This window comes from Pseudomonas sp. HAR-UPW-AIA-41 (assembly GCF_002304225.1).
GTDB lineage: Bacteria > Pseudomonadota > Gammaproteobacteria > Pseudomonadales > Pseudomonadaceae > Aquipseudomonas.
Genome location: NZ_NSLB01000006.1, coordinates 199,531 through 217,181, shown reverse-complemented (window position 1 = coordinate 217,181; position 17,651 = coordinate 199,531). Strand labels below are relative to the sequence as shown.

Annotated in this window: 15 protein-coding genes; 4 read left to right on the top strand and 11 right to left on the bottom strand. The window is 62.0% G+C overall.

Annotation, left to right across the window (positions count from 1 at the left end; translation table 11 throughout):
• Position 1 precedes the first annotated feature (1 nt).
• The 7 genes from CK486_RS13510 to acnB form a co-directional block, all read right to left on the bottom strand.
• Positions 2–994 (bottom strand): ABC transporter permease, encoded by a 993-nt coding sequence (locus CK486_RS13510; RefSeq protein WP_095940829.1) that lies wholly within the window; start codon positions 992–994, stop codon positions 2–4.
• Between the two features lie 78 nt (positions 995–1,072).
• Entirely contained in the window at positions 1,073–2,428 is a 1,356-nt protein-coding gene (locus CK486_RS13505) for a CmpA/NrtA family ABC transporter substrate-binding protein (RefSeq protein ID WP_095940828.1), read from the bottom strand.
• 325 nt (positions 2,429–2,753) lie between these two features.
• The gene (alaC, locus tag CK486_RS13500; protein ID WP_095940827.1) at positions 2,754–3,959 is read right to left on the bottom strand and encodes an alanine transaminase; all 1,206 of its coding nucleotides are present in this window, start codon (positions 3,957–3,959) and stop codon (positions 2,754–2,756) included.
• Positions 3,960–4,106: 147 nt separating this feature from the next.
• A complete protein-coding gene (locus CK486_RS13495) occupies positions 4,107–4,685 on the bottom strand; it encodes an ANTAR domain-containing response regulator (protein ID WP_095940826.1) in 579 nt (192 codons plus the stop codon).
• Between the two features lie 20 nt (positions 4,686–4,705).
• Positions 4,706–5,920 carry a CmpA/NrtA family ABC transporter substrate-binding protein gene (locus CK486_RS13490; RefSeq protein WP_095940825.1) on the bottom strand — a complete coding sequence of 405 codons (1,215 nt, stop codon included), beginning with the start codon at positions 5,918–5,920 and terminating at the stop codon, positions 4,706–4,708.
• Between the two features lie 151 nt (positions 5,921–6,071).
• Positions 6,072–6,281, bottom strand: coding sequence for a YgdI/YgdR family lipoprotein (locus CK486_RS13485; RefSeq protein WP_095940824.1), 210 nt, complete (start codon positions 6,279–6,281; stop codon positions 6,072–6,074).
• A gap of 122 nt (positions 6,282–6,403) precedes the next feature.
• The gene (gene acnB / locus CK486_RS13480) at positions 6,404–9,013 is read right to left on the bottom strand and encodes a bifunctional aconitate hydratase 2/2-methylisocitrate dehydratase (RefSeq protein WP_095940823.1); all 2,610 of its coding nucleotides are present in this window, start codon (positions 9,011–9,013) and stop codon (positions 6,404–6,406) included.
• Between the two features lie 395 nt (positions 9,014–9,408).
• On the opposite strand from acnB, the gene CK486_RS13475 reads away from it, so the two are divergent.
• Positions 9,409–9,885, top strand: a complete 477-nt coding sequence (locus CK486_RS13475) for a DUF1289 domain-containing protein (RefSeq protein ID WP_095940822.1) — start codon at positions 9,409–9,411, stop codon at positions 9,883–9,885.
• Between the two features lie 59 nt (positions 9,886–9,944).
• Here CK486_RS13475 and CK486_RS13470 read toward each other — a convergent pair whose 3' ends face one another.
• Complete coding sequence (locus CK486_RS13470; protein ID WP_095940821.1) at positions 9,945–10,808, bottom strand: universal stress protein; 864 nt, start codon at positions 10,806–10,808, stop codon at positions 9,945–9,947.
• A 223-nt stretch (positions 10,809–11,031) separates the two neighbouring features.
• On the opposite strand from CK486_RS13470, the gene CK486_RS13465 reads away from it, so the two are divergent.
• A complete protein-coding gene (locus tag CK486_RS13465; RefSeq protein WP_095940820.1) occupies positions 11,032–11,640 on the top strand; it encodes a tRNA-(ms[2]io[6]A)-hydroxylase in 609 nt (202 codons plus the stop codon).
• Positions 11,641–11,687: 47 nt separating this feature from the next.
• Here CK486_RS13465 and CK486_RS13460 read toward each other — a convergent pair whose 3' ends face one another.
• From CK486_RS13460 to CK486_RS13450, 3 genes are all read right to left on the bottom strand, one after another.
• Entirely contained in the window at positions 11,688–13,037 is a 1,350-nt protein-coding gene (locus tag CK486_RS13460) for an SPFH domain-containing protein (protein WP_095940819.1), read from the bottom strand.
• A 102-nt stretch (positions 13,038–13,139) separates the two neighbouring features.
• Positions 13,140–13,865, bottom strand: a complete 726-nt coding sequence (gene lpxH / locus CK486_RS13455; protein WP_095940818.1) for a UDP-2,3-diacylglucosamine diphosphatase — start codon at positions 13,863–13,865, stop codon at positions 13,140–13,142.
• 5 nt (positions 13,866–13,870) lie between these two features.
• Complete coding sequence (locus CK486_RS13450) at positions 13,871–14,368, bottom strand: peptidylprolyl isomerase (RefSeq protein ID WP_095940871.1); 498 nt, start codon at positions 14,366–14,368, stop codon at positions 13,871–13,873.
• Between the two features lie 181 nt (positions 14,369–14,549).
• Here CK486_RS13450 and CK486_RS13445 point away from each other — a divergent pair, with 181 nt between their 5' ends.
• The gene (locus CK486_RS13445; RefSeq protein ID WP_095940817.1) at positions 14,550–16,217 is read left to right on the top strand and encodes a glutamine--tRNA ligase/YqeY domain fusion protein; all 1,668 of its coding nucleotides are present in this window, start codon (positions 14,550–14,552) and stop codon (positions 16,215–16,217) included.
• A complete protein-coding gene (cysS, locus tag CK486_RS13440) occupies positions 16,218–17,603 on the top strand; it encodes a cysteine--tRNA ligase (RefSeq protein ID WP_095940816.1) in 1,386 nt (461 codons plus the stop codon).
• The last annotated feature ends 48 nt before the right edge of the window (positions 17,604–17,651 follow it).

The window sequence follows — 17,651 nt, the reverse complement described above, 5'->3', positions numbered from 1 at the left end:
GTTAGCGCAGTACGGCGTTCTTGTCCCAGCTGACCAGCTTCTGGGCTTGCAGCATCAGACGGTCTAGGGCGAAACCGATCAGGCCGATGGTGATGACCGCCACCATGATCCGGCCCAGCGAGTTGGAGCTGCCATTCTGGAACTCGTCCCAGATGAATTTGCCCATGCCGGGGTTCTGCGACAGCATTTCCGCGGCGATCAGTACCATCCAGCCGGTGGCCAGCGACAGACGCAGGCCGGTGAAGATCATCGGCACGGCAGCCGGCAGCACGATCTTCTGCACATGGGCCAGCGGCGACAGGCGCAGTACCCGGCTGACGTTGAGCAGATCTTTGTCCAGGCTGGCTACGCCCACTGTGGTGTTGATCACCGTCGGCCACAGGCAGCACAGCGCCACGGTGACAGCCGAGGTCAGGTAGGACTTGGAGAACAGCGGGTCGGTGCTGGTGTAGACAGCGCTGACCACCATGGTCACCAGGGGCAGCCAGGCCAGCGGAGAGACCGGCTTGAACACCTGGATAATCGGGTTCACGGCAGCGTAAATGCTCTGTGACAGGCCGCAGAGAATACCCAGCGGCACTGCGATCAGGGTGGCGATGGCAAAGCCGGTCAGGACGGTATAGAGGCTGGTGAAAATCTGGTCGAGGAAAGTCGGCTTGCCGGTGTAGGGGCGGATTTTCACCACCGCATCCGGATTTTTGGCCAGACGCTCGGCGTTGCGGATTTCCTGACGGGCGATGAACTGTTCGGCCTTTTCGCGCTCCTGCCGGTGGGCGTCGAGCAGTTGTCCGGCCTGGAAGAAGACCTGGCTCGGGCCAGGGAACTGACCCAGGCTGGTGTTGATGTTCATGGCCACCAGTTGCCAGAGCAGCAGGAAGAAGGCGATGCCGGCCAGCGGCATGATCAGCCCCTTGGCCATGCGCTTGAGCAGCACCTGGCTGCGGGCGGTCTTGATGGTGTTGGTAATGGGGGTGGCGACGCTCGGATTGCTCATCGTCCTGTCCTCAATTCGGGCTGCTTAAGGCAGCGAAATACCTCGGTGCCCGGCCGGCCGAAGCCGACCGGGCCTGTTTCACTTGTTGTTGCCGATCTTGAACGAGGCCAGGTAGGCGTTCGGCTTGGTGCCGTCGTAGGTCACGCCATCGATGAACTCGGCCGTCGGTGCGCGGAAGCCGGTCTCGCTGGCTGGCGGGAAATCGCTGGCTGCGGCTTTGCCTTCGGCGACCAGTTCGCCGGCTGCGGCCTTGTAGATCTCCGGCAGATAAGCCTTCTTGGCAGTCTCGAAGTACCAGGAGTCCGGCTTGGGCTCGGCGATCTGGCCCCAGCGGCGCATCTGGGTGAGGTACCAGATGGCATCCGAGTAGTAGGGGTAGGTGGCGTTATGGCGGAAGAACACGTTGAAGTCCGGAACCTCGCGCTTGTCGCCTTTCTCGAACTCGAAGGTGCCGGTCATGGAGTTGGCGATCACCTTGGCGTCGGCGCCCACGTATTCCGGACGGGACAGGATCTCCACGGCTTCCATGCGGTTCTTGTTGTTGTCCTCATCCAGCCACTTGGCGGCGCGGATCAGGGCCTTGACCAGGCGCTTGTGGGTCTCGGGGTTGGCTTCGGCCCAGTCCTTGGACACGCCGAACACTTTCTCCGGGTTGTTCTTCCAGATTTGGCCGTCGGTGATGACCGGTACGCCGATACCCTTGAACACGGCAGCCTGGTTCCACGGCTCACCCACGCTGTAGCCGTTGATGGTGCCGGACTCCAGAGTGGCCGGCATCTGTGGCGGCGGAGTCACCGAGATCAGTGTATCGGCGCCGATCTGGCCACTGACGTCACCTTTTTCCGGGGCGTACTGGCCCGGGTTGATGCCGCCGGCGGCCAGCCAGTAGCGCAGTTCATAGTTGTGGGTGGAAACCGGGAATACCATGCCCATGTTGAACGGCTTGCCCTGGGACTTGAACTGCTCGATCACCGGCTTGAGCGCATCGGCCTTGATCGGGTGGACCGGTTTGCCATCCTTCATTTCCACATGCGGTTTCATCATCTTCCACACGTCGTTGGAAACGGTGATGGCGTTGCCGTTGAGGTCCATGGAGAAGGCGGTGACTACTTCTGCTTCGGTGCCGTAGCCGATGGTGGCGGCAATCGGCTGGCCGGCCAGCATGTGCGCGCCGTCCAGTTCGCCCATGATCACGCGGTCCAGCAGGACCTTCCAGTTGGCCTGGGCTTCGAGAGTGACGTAGAGGCCTTCTTCCTCGAAGAAGCCTTTTTCGAAGGCGATGGCCAGCGGCGCCATGTCGGTCAGCTTGATGAAGCCGAGCTTGAGTTCTTCCTTCTCGGGGTCGGCGGCATAGCCGATCTGTGCGGCCAGCGGGGTCAGGGCCAGCAGGCTGGCGCACAGGACACGCTTGAGCAGGTTGCGGCGATTTTGCATGGGGCTTTCCTCAGTGTCAGAAACGAAAAAAAGACGTCGAAACCTGGCTGCCATTGTTGGCAGGAGGCGCGACGTCTTTGTCGATTCGTCCCGATCACCTCCGTTGGCGATCCTGAGACGGTTGCTGTGAAGGTCTTTGCAGCAGCCGTGCCAGTTTCTCGAGCGAGGTGCGGAGTATTTTGAAAAGCCCTTTTAAAACAGTGTCTTGCGTGCCTCTTGTGGTGCTCGTTTGACGACTATGTAGCCTGCGGGCCGGGTTTGCTTCTGGTCGGGAGTGAAGCGGGCGTGCACTGTCCGGGCGCGAGCAGTGCACGCCAATATGGCATCAGCGCTCCAGCAGACCGTCGGCGCGGAACATTGCCTTGATGCCGCGGATGGCCTGGCGGGTGCGGTCCTGATTCTCGATCAGGGCAAAACGCACGTGATCGTCACCGTAGTCGCCAAAGCCGATCCCGGGCGAAACACAGACCTTGGCTTCGCTGAGCAGCTTCTTGGCGAACTCGAGTGAGCCCAGGTGAGCATAGGCCTCGGGAATCTTGGCCCACACATACATGGAGGCCTTGGGCTTCTCGACCATCCAGCCCAGCTCATGCAGGCCCTTGACCAGCACGTCGCGGCGCTGGCGGTACTGCTCGGCGATGTCGCGCACGCACTGCTGTTCGCCTTCCAGCGCGGCGATGGCCGCCACCTGCAGCGGGGTAAAGGTGCCGTAGTCGTGGTAGCTCTTGATGCGCGCGAGGGCTGCCACCAGCTCCGGATTGCCGACCATGAAGCCGATACGCCAGCCGGCCATGTTGTAGCTCTTGGACAGGGTGAAGAACTCCACCGCCACGTCCTTGGCTCCAGGCACCTGCATGATCGAGGGCGCGGTCCAGCCTTCATAAACGATGTCGGCATAGGCCAGGTCGTGCACCACGAGAATGTCGTACTGCTTGGCCAGGGCCACCACGCGCTCGAAGAAATCCAGCTCCACGCACTGGGCGGTGGGGTTGGAGGGGAAACCGATGATGATCATTTTCGGCTTGGGGATGGACTCGCGGATGGCCCGTTCCAGCTCGGCAAAGAAGTCCACGCCGGGCACCAGCGGCACCGAGCGCACCTGGGCGCCGGCGATCACCGCGCCGTAGATATGGATCGGGTAGCTCGGGTTGGGCACCAGTACCGTATCTCCATGGTCCAGGGTGGCCAGCATCAGGTGCGCCAGACCTTCCTTGGAGCCGATGGTGACGATGGCTTCGCTGTCCGGGTCGATCTCCACGTCATAGCGGTCCTTGTACCAGCGCGAGATAGCGCGGCGCAGGCGCGGGATGCCGCGGGAGGTGGAGTAGCCGTGGGTGTCTTCGCGCTGGGCGACCTGCACCAGCTTCTCGACGATGTGCGGCGGGGTGGCGCCGTCCGGATTGCCCATGCTGAAGTCGATGATGTCCTCGCCACGGCGGCGGGCAGCCATCTTCAGCTCGGCGGTGATGTTGAAAACGTAGGGGGGGAGACGATCGATGCGCGCAAAGCGGCGCTTGGCGTTGTCAGCCATGCTGTCCTCGAAGTACGTAAGCGCCCGGAACCGTCCGAGCGACGTTGGCCGCATGAGGCGACCTGGCGAGGAAGATACGAGATGGTTTGCAGGCCTGTCCAGCACAGTCTTGGACTGGACAGGGGCAACAGTTGTCAGGAGCCGGGCTCAGTTGCCCAGCATGTCGTGCATGGCGATGATCTGCTCGGCCACCTGGATCAGCTTCTGCTGACGGCTCATGGCCTGACGTCGCATCAGGGTGTAGGCCTCTTCCTCGTTGCAGCTCTTCATCTTCATCAGCAGGCCCTTGGCCAGCTCGACGCGCTTGCGTTCGGCCAGTTGCGCTTCGCGGGCATTGAGCTGGGCACGCAAGGCCTGATCGCTCTCGAAGCGGGCCATGGCCACGTCGAGGATCGGCTGCAGGCGCTGGGCGTGGATGCCTTCTACGATGTAGGCGCTGACGCCGGACTGGATCGCCTGGCGCATCACCTGCGGGTCGTGCTCGTCGGTGAACATGACGATGGGGCGTGGCTGGTCGCGGGTCACCAGCACCACCTGTTCCATCACGTCGCGGCCGGGAGACTCGGTGTCGATCAGGATCACGTCGGGGCGGATGGCTTCGACCCGCTCAGGCAGGTCGATGACCAGCCCCGATTCGTCAATCACCTCAAAACCGGCTTCGGTCAGGGCGCTCTTGAGGCGGCCGACCTTCTTCGGGGTGTCGTTGATCAGGAGGATGCGCAGCATGGAGTCAACCTTGTCTGTCGTCAGAGCACAGCCGCATGCGGCTCGTTGCTCAGGGAATGTAGGGCGAAGCTGCGGGCGTAGGCGGCCGGGTCCTGGCCATCCCAGGGCTTGCCATCGAGCAGCGTGCTGCTGCGCATGGCATCCGGAACGCTGATGCCCAAAGCGCCGGCGGCATCGGCATACAGGCTGGTCTGTTGCACGGCACGGGCAATTGCCTGGTAATCGGGGTCTTCGCGCAGCAGGCCCCAGCGGCGGAACTGGGTCATGAACCACAGGCCGTCGGACAGGTAGGGCATGTTCACCGCCCCCTCGGCGCAGAATCGCAGCGGATGTGCATCCAGCCAGGCATGGCCGTTGCCGTCCTCGTAGCGGCCGAGGAAGCGCGACTGAATGGTCTGCAGCGGCGCGTCGACATAGTCGCTACCGCTGATCAGTTGCGCCGCACTGCATTTGTTCTCGTCGCTGGCGTCGATAAAGCGGCTGGCTTCCAGCACGGCCATGACCAGCGCGCGGGCGGTGTTGGGGTATTGCTCGACGAATTCGCGGGTACAGCCCAGTACCTTCTCCGGATGATCCGGCCAGAGCGCCTGACTGGTGGCGAGGGTGAATCCCATGCCCTGATCGATGGCGTGGGCGCCCCAGGGTTCGCCGGCACAGAAGCCGTCGATGCGACCGGCCTGCAGGTGGGCAACCATCTGCGAAGGCGGGACTACGACGGTGTTGACGTCCTTGAGCGGGTGAATGCCCAGGCTGGCCAGCCAGTAGTACAGCCACATGGCATGAGTACCGGTGGGGAAGGTCTGCGCGAAGGTGAGTTTTGCCCTGCTATGGTGCACGTGTTGCACCAGTGCCTCGGCGCTGGTCACGCCGCTGCGCTGCAAACGGGCAGACAGATTGATGCTCTGGCCATTCTGCGCCAGCCCCATGAGGACTGCCATGTCGGTAGCGGGGGTGCCGCCAAGGCCAAGGTGCATGCCGTAGATGAGGCCGTACAGGCCCTGCGCAGCATCCAGTTCGCCGGTCACCAGCTTGTCGCGCAGAGTCGCCCAGGAAGCCTGACGCTTGAGGTTCAGGGTCAGGCCATACGGCTGGGCAAAGCCCTGTGTCGCGGCGACGATCAGCGAAGCGCTGTCGGTCAGCGGCATGAAGCCGATATTCAGGGCAGTTTTTTCCGGGGCATCTGAGCCGGCGACCCAGACCAGGTCATCGCTCAGCAGAGAGGTGGTTTCCGTCATCATTTTGTTCCGTCAGTGAACAAAAAGGCGCCATGTTCCAGACCGCATGAGCAGCGGGAACATGACGCCATTGTCAGGGTCGGGCACCGCCGTTGGTGTCGACCGGATGACTAGAGCAAAGCAAGCAGCATGCCATCCATGGCGTGCGGAATCAGCGCTCGAGCATCTGCTTGACGTTGCTTTGCGGGATTTGCTGCACGCGGCCTTCGGCATCTTCGAATTCAAGCATGCCGGTGTCGCGGTCCAGTTCCGGCTTGCCATGGCTGGTGAGCATCTGGCCGTCGGTGGTGGTGATGATGTATTCGCTGGCGCAGCCGGTCAGGGCCAGGAGGCAGCAGGAAGCGAGAATCAGGTGTTTCATGGGGACACTCCATTGTTGGGACTAAAAGCTGCGGCCGACGATAAGCGGCTCAGTGGCGCTCTTCAAGCCCCTGAAAAAGAAAAGCCCCGCTCTAGGCGGGGCTTTTCAGGCCTTGCTGAGGATTAGGCTTGAACGACCGGGATCTTGGCGTTCGCAGCGGCTTCCTTGTACTCGGCGATCTGGTCGAAGCTCAGGTAGCGGTAAACGTCGGCAGCCATGCTGTCGATGTTCTTCGCGTACTCCATGTACTCCTCGACGGTCGGCAGCTTGCCGATGATCGAAGCGACCGCTGCCAGTTCGGCAGAAGCCAGGTACACGTTGGTGGCGTCGCCCAGACGGTTCGGGAAATTACGGGTCGAGGTGGAAACCACGGTCGAACCGGTCTGTACGCGGGCCTGGTTACCCATGCACAGCGAGCAGCCCGGCATTTCCATGCGCGCGCCAGCCTTGCCGTAGATGCCGTAGTAGCCTTCTTCGGTCAGCTGGTGAGCGTCCATCTTGGTCGGCGGAGCCAGCCACAGACGGGTCGGAATGCCACCCTTGACCTTATCCAGCAGCTTACCGGCAGCGCGGAAGTGACCGATGTTGGTCATGCACGAACCGATGAACACTTCGTCGATCTTCTCACCGGCAACGGTGGACAGCAGACGAGCGTCATCCGGATCGTTCGGGGCGCACAGGACCGGCTCTTTCACGTCGGCCAGATCGATTTCGATCACGGCGGCGTATTCGGCGTCCTTGTCGGCTTCCAGCAGTTGCGGGTTGGCCAGCCAGGCTTCCATCGCTTTGGCACGACGCTCCAGAGTACGGGCATCGCCGTAGCCTTCGCCGATCATCCAGCGCAGCATGGTGATGTTGGACTTCAGGTACTCGGCGATGGCGCTTTCCGGCAGCTTGATGGTGCAACCGGCAGCGGAACGCTCGGCCGAGGCGTCGGACAGCTCGAAGGCCTGTTCAACGGTCAGGTCGTTCAGACCTTCGATCTCGAGGATGCGGCCGGAGAAGATGTTCTTCTTGCCTTTCTTCTCGACGGTCAGCAGGCCAGCCTGGATCGCGTAGTAAGGGATGGCATGAACCAGGTCACGCAGGGTGATGCCCGGCTGCAGTTTGCCCTTGAAGCGCACCAGTACCGACTCCGGCATGTCCAGCGGCATAACGCCGGTGGCAGCGGCGAAGGCTACCAGGCCCGAACCGGCCGGGAAGGAGATGCCCATCGGGAAGCGGGTGTGCGAGTCGCCACCGGTACCGACGGTATCCGGCAGCAGCATGCGGTTCAGCCAGCTGTGGATGATGCCGTCGCCCGGACGCAGGGATACACCGCCGCGGGTCATGATGAAGTCCGGCAGGGTGTGGTGAGTGGTGACGTCGATCGGCTTCGGATAGGCCGCGGTGTGGCAGAAGGACTGCATCACCAGATCGGCGGAGAAGCCCAGGCAAGCCAGGTCTTTCAGCTCGTCACGGGTCATCGGGCCGGTGGTGTCCTGGGAACCGACGGTGGTCATCTTCGGTTCGCAGTAGGTGCCCGGACGCACGCCTTTGCCTTCCGGCAGGCCGCAGGCGCGACCGACCATCTTCTGGGCCAGGGTGAAGCCCTTGCCGCTGTCGGCCGGAGCTTCCGGCTTCTTGAACAGGGTGGATGGAGCCAGACCCAGCTCGGCACGGGCCTTCTCGGTCAGACCACGGCCAACGATCAGCGGAATACGGCCGCCAGCGCGGACTTCGTCCAGCAGGACGTCGGTCTTCAGCTGGAAGGTGGTGACCAGCTCGTCGCTGCCATTGCGGCGCACTTCGCCTTTGATCGGGTACACGTCGATGACGTCGCCCATGGCCAGGTTGGTGCAGTCGAATTCGATCGGCAGGGCGCCGGCGTCTTCCATGGTGTTGTAGAAGATCGGGGCGATCTTGGTGCCGAAGCAGAAACCACCAGCGCGCTTGTTAGGTACGTTCGGGATGTCGTCGCCGAAGAACCACAGCACCGAGTTGGTGGCGGACTTACGGGAAGAACCGGTACCCACCACGTCACCGACGTAGGCAACCGGGAAGCCTTTGGCTTTCAGGGCTTCCATCTGTTTGATCGGGCCAACGGAACCCGGCTGATCCGGGTTGATGCCGTCGCGGGCCATCTTCAGCATGGCCAGAGCGTGCAGCGGGATGTCCGGGCGGGACCAGGCGTCCGGAGCCGGCGACAGGTCGTCGGTGTTGGTTTCGCCGGTGACCTTGAACACGGTCAGGGTGACTTTTTCCGGTACGGCCGGGCGGTTGGTGAACCACTCGCCGTCAGCCCAGGACTGCATCACGGCCTTGGCGTTGGCATTGCCGGCCTTGGCTTTCTCGGATACGTCGTGGAAGGCATCAAACATCAGCAGGGTGTGCTTGAGCTGTGCGGCTGCCACTTCGGCCAGCTCGGCGCTGTCCAGCAGCTCAACCAGGGTGGCGATGTTGTAGCCGCCCTGCATGGTGCCCAGCAGCTCGACGGCGAGGGTCTTGCTGATCAGCGGGGAAGTCGCTTCGCCCTTGGCGATGGCAGACAGGAAGCCGGCCTTGACGTAGGCCGCTTCGTCCACGCCCGGCGGAACACGGTTGGTGATCAGATCGACCAGGAAGGCTTCTTCGCCAGCCGGCGGGTTCTTCAGCAGCTCTACCAGGCCTGCGGTTTGCTCGGCGTTCAGCGGCTGGGGAACGATCCCCAGAGCGGCGCGCTCTTCTACGTGTTTGCGATAGGCTTCAAGCACAGTTTTACCCTCATCAGTGGTCCCAACGGGCTGTCCGGGACGCTCATCCAGCTTTCCAACGTTCTTCTGCGCTTCGAGGCTTTGTGGGCCTCACAGCCAGGGAACCGTTGGCTCCAGTTGAAGCTGTTTTCAAAGTTTTACGCCGTTGGCAAGAACCTGATGGGTGGCACGGGGGAGGGTAGAGAACAACCCCGTTGCCAACCTGGCCTGCTGTCGGAAAACTGTGCTCGTGACGCTTTGAAAACAGCTTCTTATTGGTCTTGGCGCCTTGAAAGGCGCGCTGATTCTACTGGAATGCATCAGTAAAGTTAAGCTGCGAGGCCCGTGCAAGGCGGGGTGAAGTTACCTAGACAAAGGGCTAAGATGGCCGGCCGGATTCATCTGCGCTGCCTGCTATGTCAAACCACCTGATCAAAACTCCCTGTGTCGGTCTCTGCTCCACGGTCTATGGGGATCTGGTGTGTCGTGGCTGCAAGCGTTTTCACCATGAGGTGGTGAACTGGAACCTGTATTCCGAGAGCGAAAAGGGCGCTGTCTGGCGGCGTCTGGAGGCTTTGCTGGTGCAGGTGGTGGCGGCCAAGCTCGAGGTGTTCGACGAACAGCGGCTGCGCGCCCAGCTGGTTCAGCGTCAGGTGCGCTTCAATCCCGAGCAGTCGCCTTATTGCTGGGCTTATCAGCTGATTGCCCGTGCTGCCCGGCTGATTCAGCAAGTCGATGCCTACGGCATCGTGATCCTTCCCGAGTTTCGTGAGCGCAACCTGAGCGAGTTGCGCGATGCGATCGACCGCGAGTTCTTCCTGCTGTCCGAGGCGCATTACGAGCGCTATATCGCGCCGAAGTTTCTACTCGAAGGCATGGAAATCCGTGTCTGACCCAGGGCGTAAATAAAAAGGCCACCGTCTAGGTGGCCTTTTTTGTTGCTCGGGCTGACTTAGTGCTGCTCAACCACTGACTCAAGGTGGTCCAGCACATCATCCGGCTTGAGTACGGCGACATCGCACTCCAGCATGTCCAGTACCACTTCGGCGGTGTTGCCGATCAGCGCGCCGGACAGGCCGGTGCGGGCTACGGTACCCAGTACGACAACTCCTGCGTTCAGCTTGCTGGCGATGTGCGGGATCAGTACGTCGGCCGGGCCCTCTTCGACGTGGATCTGCGCATCGCTCACGTCGAACTGCTCGGCGTAGCTCTTGCACTGTTCCAGGTAGCGGGCGTGGATGGTTTCCGACAGCTGGAAGGTCGGGTCTGCGGCTGACAGCATCGGCGACGGGTGTGCGCTCAGCAGGTGCAGGTCGGCCTTGGCGACACGGGCAATTTCGGCGGCATTGGCGACGATGCTGGTGTTCAGGGTACGGTGCTTGGCATCGCTGTTGCCCACGTCGATGGCGGCCAGGATGGTGCCTTCGGTCCATGGGGTGTCGGTTTTCACGATCAGTACCGGGCAGGGGGTGTAGCGCAGAATCTTCCAGTCATCCGGGGTCAGGATGGCTTTCTTCAGCGGGTTTTCCGGTACGTGTTGCTTGATGACCAGACCGCAGGCTTCTTCCTGCAGTGCAGCGATGATGGTTTCGTGCAGGGTGTTCAGACACAGCTGCTGAGTGGTGACACTGTAGCCCTCAGCCTGCAGGCTCTTCTGCAGGTCAGCCAGATAGGCTGAGTGATCGTGCTTCTTGTCGCAGACCAGCAGGTGCAGGTGCGACTGGGTAACGCCAGCGATCAGCTTGGCGCGCTTGAGCGCCAGGCCTTCGGGCTGGCTGAGATCAAGAACTACCAGAATGCTGCGGATGGCTTGCATGTGTATCTCCCTGAGAGGTGTGACTTTTTAGATGTAGCCACTGTAATTGTGCGTGTCGAAACTGTTGTTGACGCATATCAAACCGCACTGGCCCTGTGCGTAGAGCTTCGTATAATGCGCCGCCTTTATGACTCTAGCCAGTTATCGGTGCCCTTCCCTGACGGTGACTGATAACGGCGGATTTGCTTGCTGAATGAACGGCCCTGCGCCGGGGAGAATGCACATGCTGCCTGAAATTCACGACTTCCTTGGCTGTCGCACCCCCGACGCCTGGGTTCAGGCGGCCGTGCAGCAGCAGGAGATCATGCTCCTCGATCACAAAAACTGTGAGTTCAAGGCCGCTTCGACGGCGCTGAGTCTGATTGCCAAGTACGGCCAGCATCTGGACCTGATCAACTACATGTCCCGCCTTGCCCGTGAGGAGCTGGTGCATCACGAGCAGGTGCTGCGGATTCTGAAGAAGCGCAAGATCGGTCTGCGCCCGGTTTCGGCCAGCCGTTATGCCTCTGGTTTGAGGGCTGTGGTGCGGACGCATGAGCCGCATAAACTGGTGGATACGCTGGTGGTGGGTGCCTTTATCGAGGCACGCTCCTGTGAGCGGTTTGAGGCCGTGGTGCCGCATCTGGACGAGGAACTGAGCAAGTTCTACTTCGGCCTGCTGAAGTCGGAAGCCCGGCACTTCCAGAACTATCTGCGCTTTGCCTATCAGTATGGCGACGCGGCGGATGTGGAGCGCAGTGTTGCCAGGGTGAGGGCCGTGGAGCAGGAGCTGATCGAAAGCCCGGATAGCGAGTTTCGCTTTCACTCCGGTGTGCCGATGCTTGCAGCCTGATAAAACAAAAAAAGCGCCGGTTGGCGCTTTTTTATGGCAGAAGAACCTTATTCCTTCACTTTCAGGTCCAGCGCCAGATCGCGTGCGGCCTTGGTGGCCAGCACGCCCATCAACTGGCCGATTTCGTCCTGACGGCTGCTGGCGCTGCCGCTGCCGGCGCCCATCATCACGCTCGGTACCGGCGCCTGGGAGGCAGCCTCGGCCCATACCTTGTTGATCTGCACCAGAGCATCCAGCTTGGGCTGCAGGGCACCGTCCGCCTCGATCACGGCCTTGCGCGCATAGGCTTCGGCGTCCGCGGTGATCTTGGTGGCCTGGGCGGTGATGCTGGCCTTGTCACGCAGCAGCTCGGCGGTCTGCTTCTCGATCTCGGCACGCTGCTTCTCGCGCTCGGCATTGATCACGGCCAGCTGCTTCTCGGTCTCGGCTTGGGTGGTCTGTTCGATCTGATCGCGCAGGGTTTCCTGGCGGCGGGCTTCGACTTCCTTCTCACCGCGGGCGGTGACCAGGAGCTTCTCTTCCTCTTCCTTCAGGCGGTTCTGCCGGGCCACGGCCAGCTCGGCCAGCGCCTGCTGGACCTTGACCATGCGCTGCTTGTACTGGGGGTTGGGGTCGACGTTGGTAATGCGCGCCTCGACCACTTCCACACCGTACTTGCGGAACTGCTGTTGCTTGCGAACGGGCAGCCCTTTGTCGTCGACCACCTTCTCGGTGATGAACTGGCTGGCATTGTTGTCGCCAAATGCGCCTTGTTCAGTGCCAGCCTGAAGAATGGCGGTCTGGCTTGGCTGATGGCCGCGCGGAGCACGTACTTCGCGGCGCTTGATCAGGTAGAGACCGTCGTTGAGCTGGTTCTCGAACTCGGCGGCAAATTCGCTGCGCGCGCCGGCGTAGTAGTCATCGGCACTCATCAGCGAGGCTGTGGCCTGCAGGGTTTCCTTGATGGCCGGAACCAGAGCGGTCTTGATGAAGTTTTCCGGGTTGCGGTACTCCTGAGCAATCTTCAGGAACTGGTCGCCAGAAGGCAGGCGGAAACGCGCGGAGGACTCCACCTTGGCGTCGACGTTGCCCAGAAAGACGATGGGGAAGGCCTCAATGGTGGCGCCCAGTGAGTCGTTGTCGCTCGTGTCGTCGATTTCCAGCGCCTCGGTCAGTACCGACTGCACGCTGAGCGCTTTCTTCCACGGGGTGGCGCGGCCGAACCACTTGGTGGCGTAACCGACGTCATCGACGATCTTTTCTTCGCCGAAGATGGTGCGCACGTGGGTGGCAAAGCCGGCTTCGTTGTAGAAGAACACGCCGTTGAAGGTGGCAAAGCCTGCGGCAGCCACCAGCAGGGGGGCACCGACGTATTTGATGAGGGTGTTTTTCGAGGGAGCGCCGCTGGAGATTTCCATTATCTGTCCTTGACTGCGGGAAAATTGCGCGAATGCTGCGCAGAGGGGGCTTCGCCGTCAAGCAGGAGAGGCTGGATATGTGCTGTGGCCTGCGAAGAGGGCTCAGTTGAGCGGGAAAGACACCTGCTGGAATCCCGTCTCGTCGATCTGCAGGACCCAGCCGAACTTGTCCCAGTCACCGAGCACGATGCGCTGTGCTGGCTGACCGTTGATCAGCAGGTCATGAGTGGCCGGACGGTGCGTATGGCCATGGATCAGAGTGGTGACGCCATGCCGGGCCAGTACCTGCGGAATCAACTCGGGCGTCACGTCGATGATCTCGGCGGCCTTCATGCGGGTCTGTGCTTTGCTCTCGCTGCGCAGCTTGCGCGCCAGCTTGAAACGGGTGCTGAGTGGCAGGTGACGGAGAATGAACAGTGTCAGCGGGTTGCGCAGCCAGCGGCGCAGTTTCATGTAGGCCAGATCCTGGGTGCACAGGCTGTCGCCATGCATCAGCAGGACGCGCTGTCCTTCGATGCTGACTAGGCTGGGGTCGTTCAGCAGCTTGGCGCCTGTTTCCCGGCAAAACCGCTTGCCGATCAGGAAGTCGCGGTTGCCGTGCATCAGGTAAAGGCGGGCGCCACTGTCCGTAAGTTCACGCAGGGCGCGGGCGATGCCTTGCTGGTAAGCGGACATGCCGTCATCACCCACCCAGGCCTCGAAAAAGTCGCCGAGGATATACAGGGCGTCGGCCTGGCGGGCTCGGGTTGCAAGAAAATGCAGAAACGCCCGGGTGATGTCCGGGCGTTCTTCTTGCAGATGCAGATCGGAGATCAGCAGTGTGGCCAAGGAGCTTACTCGGCAACCACTTCTGCTTTTTCGATGATCACGTCATCGACCGGCACGTCCTGATGGCCGCCCTTCATGGTGGTGGCGACATCCTTGATTTTCATCACGACGTCCAGACCGTCCACGACCTGACCGAACACGGCATAGCCCCAGCCCTGAATGGTCGGAGCGCTGTGGTTGAGGAAGCTGTTGTCGGCGACGTTGATGAAGAACTGCGCCGAAGCCGAATGCGGCTCCATGGTGCGGGCCATGGCAATGGTGCCGACCTTGTTCGACAGGCCGTTGTTGGCTTCGTTCTTGATGGTGGCGCGGGTGGCTTTCTGCTTCATGCCGGGCTCGAAGCCGCCGCCCTGGATCATGAAGTTGCTGATCACACGGTGGAAAATGGTGCCGTTGTAGTGACCATCCTTCACGTACTGCTCGAAGTTGGCCACGGTTTCCGGGGCCTTGTCGGCAAACAGTTCCAGGGTGATGACGCCGTGATTGGTGTGCAGCTTGATCATGGTGATATCCGTTAGGTTGCGGGCTGATGCCAGTGCCTGGCGCGGCAGAGCCGGCGGCATGGGCCAGGAATCGACCGGCAGAGGCAAAAGTGCTCTGTCGGGGGCTTGACGGGTTCGCTATCATACGGGCTTTGTCCCAGGCGGCCTACCCTCGCCGCACACTGCAAGAATCAAGGACCCCATGAGCAAGCCCACCGTCGAAAAAGCTGCCAACTTCCTGCGCCCCGTCGTTCAAGCCGATCTGGAAAGTGGCAAGCACGCCAAGATCATCACGCGCTTCCCGCCGGAACCCAACGGCTACCTGCATATCGGCCATGCCAAGAGTATCTGCCTGAACTTTGGCCTGGCCCAGGAATTCGGCGGCGAGTGCAACCTGCGTTTCGACGACACCAATCCGGCCAAGGAAGACCAGGAATACATCGACGCGATCAAGGCCGACGTCGAGTGGCTGGGCTTCAAATGGGCCGGCGAGGAACGCTACGCCTCCAATTACTTCGACCAGCTGCATGATTGGGCCATCGAGCTGATCAAGGCCGGCAAGGCCTTCGTCTGCGATCTGAATGCCGATGAGATGCGCGAGTACCGCGGCAGCTTGACCGAGCCGGGCAAGAACAGCCCGTTCCGCGATCGCTCCGTGGAAGAGAACCTCGACCTGTTCGCCCGCATGAAGGACGGCGAGTTCCCGGACGGCGCCCGTTCGCTGCGCGCCAAGATCGACATGGCCTCGCCGAACATCAACCTGCGCGACCCGATCCTCTACCGCATCCGCCACGCCCATCACCACCAGACCGGCGATAAATGGTGCATCTACCCGAGCTACGACTTCACCCACGGTCAGTCGGACGCGCTGGAAGGCATCACCCACTCCATCTGCACCCTGGAGTTCGAGGATCACCGCCCGCTCTACGAGTGGTTCCTGGCCAACCTGTCGGTGCCGGCGCAGCCGCGTCAGTACGAATTCGCCCGCCTCAACCTGAACTACACCGTCACCAGCAAGCGCAAGCTCAAGCAGCTGGTCGACGAGAAGCATGTGCAGGGCTGGGATGACCCGCGTATGTCGACCCTGTCTGGCTACCGTCGCCGTGGCTATACCCCGGCCTCAATCCGCACCTTCTGCGACATGATCGGCGTCAACCGCGCCGGCGGCGTGGTCGATATCGGCATGCTGGAATTCGCCATTCGCGAGGACCTGGACGCCAACGCCGCGCGCGCCATGTGCGTGCTCAAGCCGCTCAAGGTGGTGATCACCAACTACCCGGAAGGCAAGGTCGAGAACCTCGAACTGCCGCGCCACCCGAAGCAGGACATGGGCCAGCGCGTGCTGCCGTTCAGCCGCGAGATCTACATCGACGCCAGCGACTTCGAGGAAACCCCGCCTGACGGCTTCAAGCGCCTGATCCCCGGCGGCGAAGTGCGTCTGCGCGGCAGCTATGTGATCCGCGCCGACGAGGCGATCAAGGACGCCGCCGGCAATATCGTCGAGCTGCGCTGCTCCTATGACGAAAACACCCTGGGCAAGAACCCGGAAGGCCGCAAGGTCAAGGGCGTGATCCACTGGGTGCCGGCCGCCGAGAGCGTCGAGTGCGAAGTGCGCCTGTACGACCGCCTGTTCCGCTCCGCCAACCCGGAGAAGAGCGAGGAGGGCGGCAGCTTCCTCGACAACATCAACCCGGATTCGCTGGTCGTTCTCACCGGCTGCCGCGCCGAGCCGTCGCTGGCCAACGCCGTGCCGGAAGAGCGCTTCCAGTTCGAGCGCGAAGGCTACTTCGTCGCCGATCTGAAGGACACCCAGCCGGGCAAGCCGGTGTTCAACCGTACAGTCACCCTGCGCGACTCCTGGGGTCAGTAAATGGCACTTTCCATCTACAACACCCTCTCCAAGACCAAGGACGTCTTCCAGCCGCTGGAAGGCAACAGCGTGCGTATGTACGTGTGCGGCATGACCGTGTACGACTTCTGCCATATCGGCCATGCCCGCGTGATGGTCGCCTTCGACGTGGTCACCCGCTGGCTGCGCGCGCGCGGCTATGACGTGACCTACGTGCGCAACATCACCGACATCGACGACAAGATCATCAAGCGCGCCAACGAGAACGGCGAGCCGTTCGAGGCGCTGGTCGAGCGCATGATCGCCGCCATGCACGAGGACGAGGCGCGCCTGAACGTGCTGCGCCCGGACATCGAGCCGCGCGCCACCGGCCATATCGCCGGCATGCACCAGATGATCCAGACCCTGATCGACAAGGGCTACGCATACGCCCCGGGCAATGGCGACGTGTACTACCGCGTCACCAAGTTCGAGACCTACGGCAAGCTGTCGCGGCGCAAGATCGACGAGCTGAAGATCGGCGCGCGCATCGAGGTCGACGAGATCAAGGAAGACCCGCTGGACTTCGTGCTGTGGAAGGGCGCCAAGCCGGGCGAGCCGAGTTGGGATTCGCCCTGGGGCAAGGGGCGGCCGGGCTGGCACATCGAGTGCTCGGTGATGTCCACCTGCTGCCTGGGCGAGACCTTCGACATCCACGGCGGTGGCCCGGACCTGGTGTTCCCGCATCACGAGAACGAGATCGCGCAGAGCGAGGCGGCCACCGGCAAGCTCTACGCCAAGGCCTGGATGCATGCCGGCGCGGTACGCGTGGACGGCGAGAAGATGTCCAAGAGCCTGGGCAACTTCTTCACCATCCGCGAAGTGCTGGAGAAATACCACCCGGAAGTGGTGCGTTACCTGCTGGTGTCCAGCCACTACCGCAGCCCGATCAACTACTCCGAAGAGAGCCTCAAGGAAGCCAAGGGCGCCCTGGAGCGCTTCTACAACGGCCTCAAGGGCCTGCCTGAAGTGGCGCCGGCTGGCGGTGAGGAATACGTCGAGCGCTTCGGCGCGGCCATGGACGATGACTTCAACTCGCCGGAAGCCTGCGCCGTGCTGTTCGAGATGATCCGCGAGGTCAACCGCCTGCGCGAGTCGGATGAACAGGCTGCCGCCGGCCTGGCCGCCCAGCTCAAGCAACTGGCTGGCGTGCTCGGCGTGCTCCAACTGGAGCCGGATGCGTTCCTCCAGGCTGGCGCCGCCGGCAAGGTCGATGCCGACGAAGTCGAAGCCCTGATCGCTGCGCGCCTGCAGGCTCGCGCCAACAAGAACTGGGCCGAAAGCGACCGCATCCGCGACCAGCTCACCGCTATGGGCGTTGTACTGGAAGACGGCAAGGGCGGCACCACTTGGCGCCTGGCTGAGTAATCAATGCCTGAATGGAAAAGCCGCTCACTTGAGCGGCTTTTTTATTGG

Excerpts from the sequence above, each read along its gene's own strand:
- cysS (WP_095940816.1), top strand. The coding sequence starts at position 16,218 with ATGGCACTTTCCATCTACAACACCCTCTCCAAGACCAAGGACGTCTTC.
- CK486_RS13510 (WP_095940829.1), bottom strand. The coding sequence starts at position 994 with ATGAGCAATCCGAGCGTCGCCACCCCCATTACCAACACCATCAAGACC.
- CK486_RS13450 (WP_095940871.1), bottom strand. The coding sequence starts at position 14,368 with ATGATCAAGCTGCACACCAATCACGGCGTCATCACCCTGGAACTGTTT.
- CK486_RS13505 (WP_095940828.1), bottom strand. The coding sequence starts at position 2,428 with ATGCAAAATCGCCGCAACCTGCTCAAGCGTGTCCTGTGCGCCAGCCTG.
- CK486_RS13445 (WP_095940817.1), top strand. The coding sequence starts at position 14,550 with ATGAGCAAGCCCACCGTCGAAAAAGCTGCCAACTTCCTGCGCCCCGTC.
- CK486_RS13470 (WP_095940821.1), bottom strand. The coding sequence starts at position 10,808 with ATGCAAGCCATCCGCAGCATTCTGGTAGTTCTTGATCTCAGCCAGCCC.
- CK486_RS13460 (WP_095940819.1), bottom strand. The coding sequence starts at position 13,037 with ATGGAAATCTCCAGCGGCGCTCCCTCGAAAAACACCCTCATCAAATAC.
- CK486_RS13465 (WP_095940820.1), top strand. The coding sequence starts at position 11,032 with ATGCTGCCTGAAATTCACGACTTCCTTGGCTGTCGCACCCCCGACGCC.
- CK486_RS13490 (WP_095940825.1), bottom strand. The coding sequence starts at position 5,920 with ATGACGGAAACCACCTCTCTGCTGAGCGATGACCTGGTCTGGGTCGCC.
- CK486_RS13485 (WP_095940824.1), bottom strand. The coding sequence starts at position 6,281 with ATGAAACACCTGATTCTCGCTTCCTGCTGCCTCCTGGCCCTGACCGGC.
- alaC (WP_095940827.1), bottom strand. The coding sequence starts at position 3,959 with ATGGCTGACAACGCCAAGCGCCGCTTTGCGCGCATCGATCGTCTCCCC.
- CK486_RS13475 (WP_095940822.1), top strand. The coding sequence starts at position 9,409 with ATGTCAAACCACCTGATCAAAACTCCCTGTGTCGGTCTCTGCTCCACG.
- CK486_RS13495 (WP_095940826.1), bottom strand. The coding sequence starts at position 4,685 with ATGCTGCGCATCCTCCTGATCAACGACACCCCGAAGAAGGTCGGCCGC.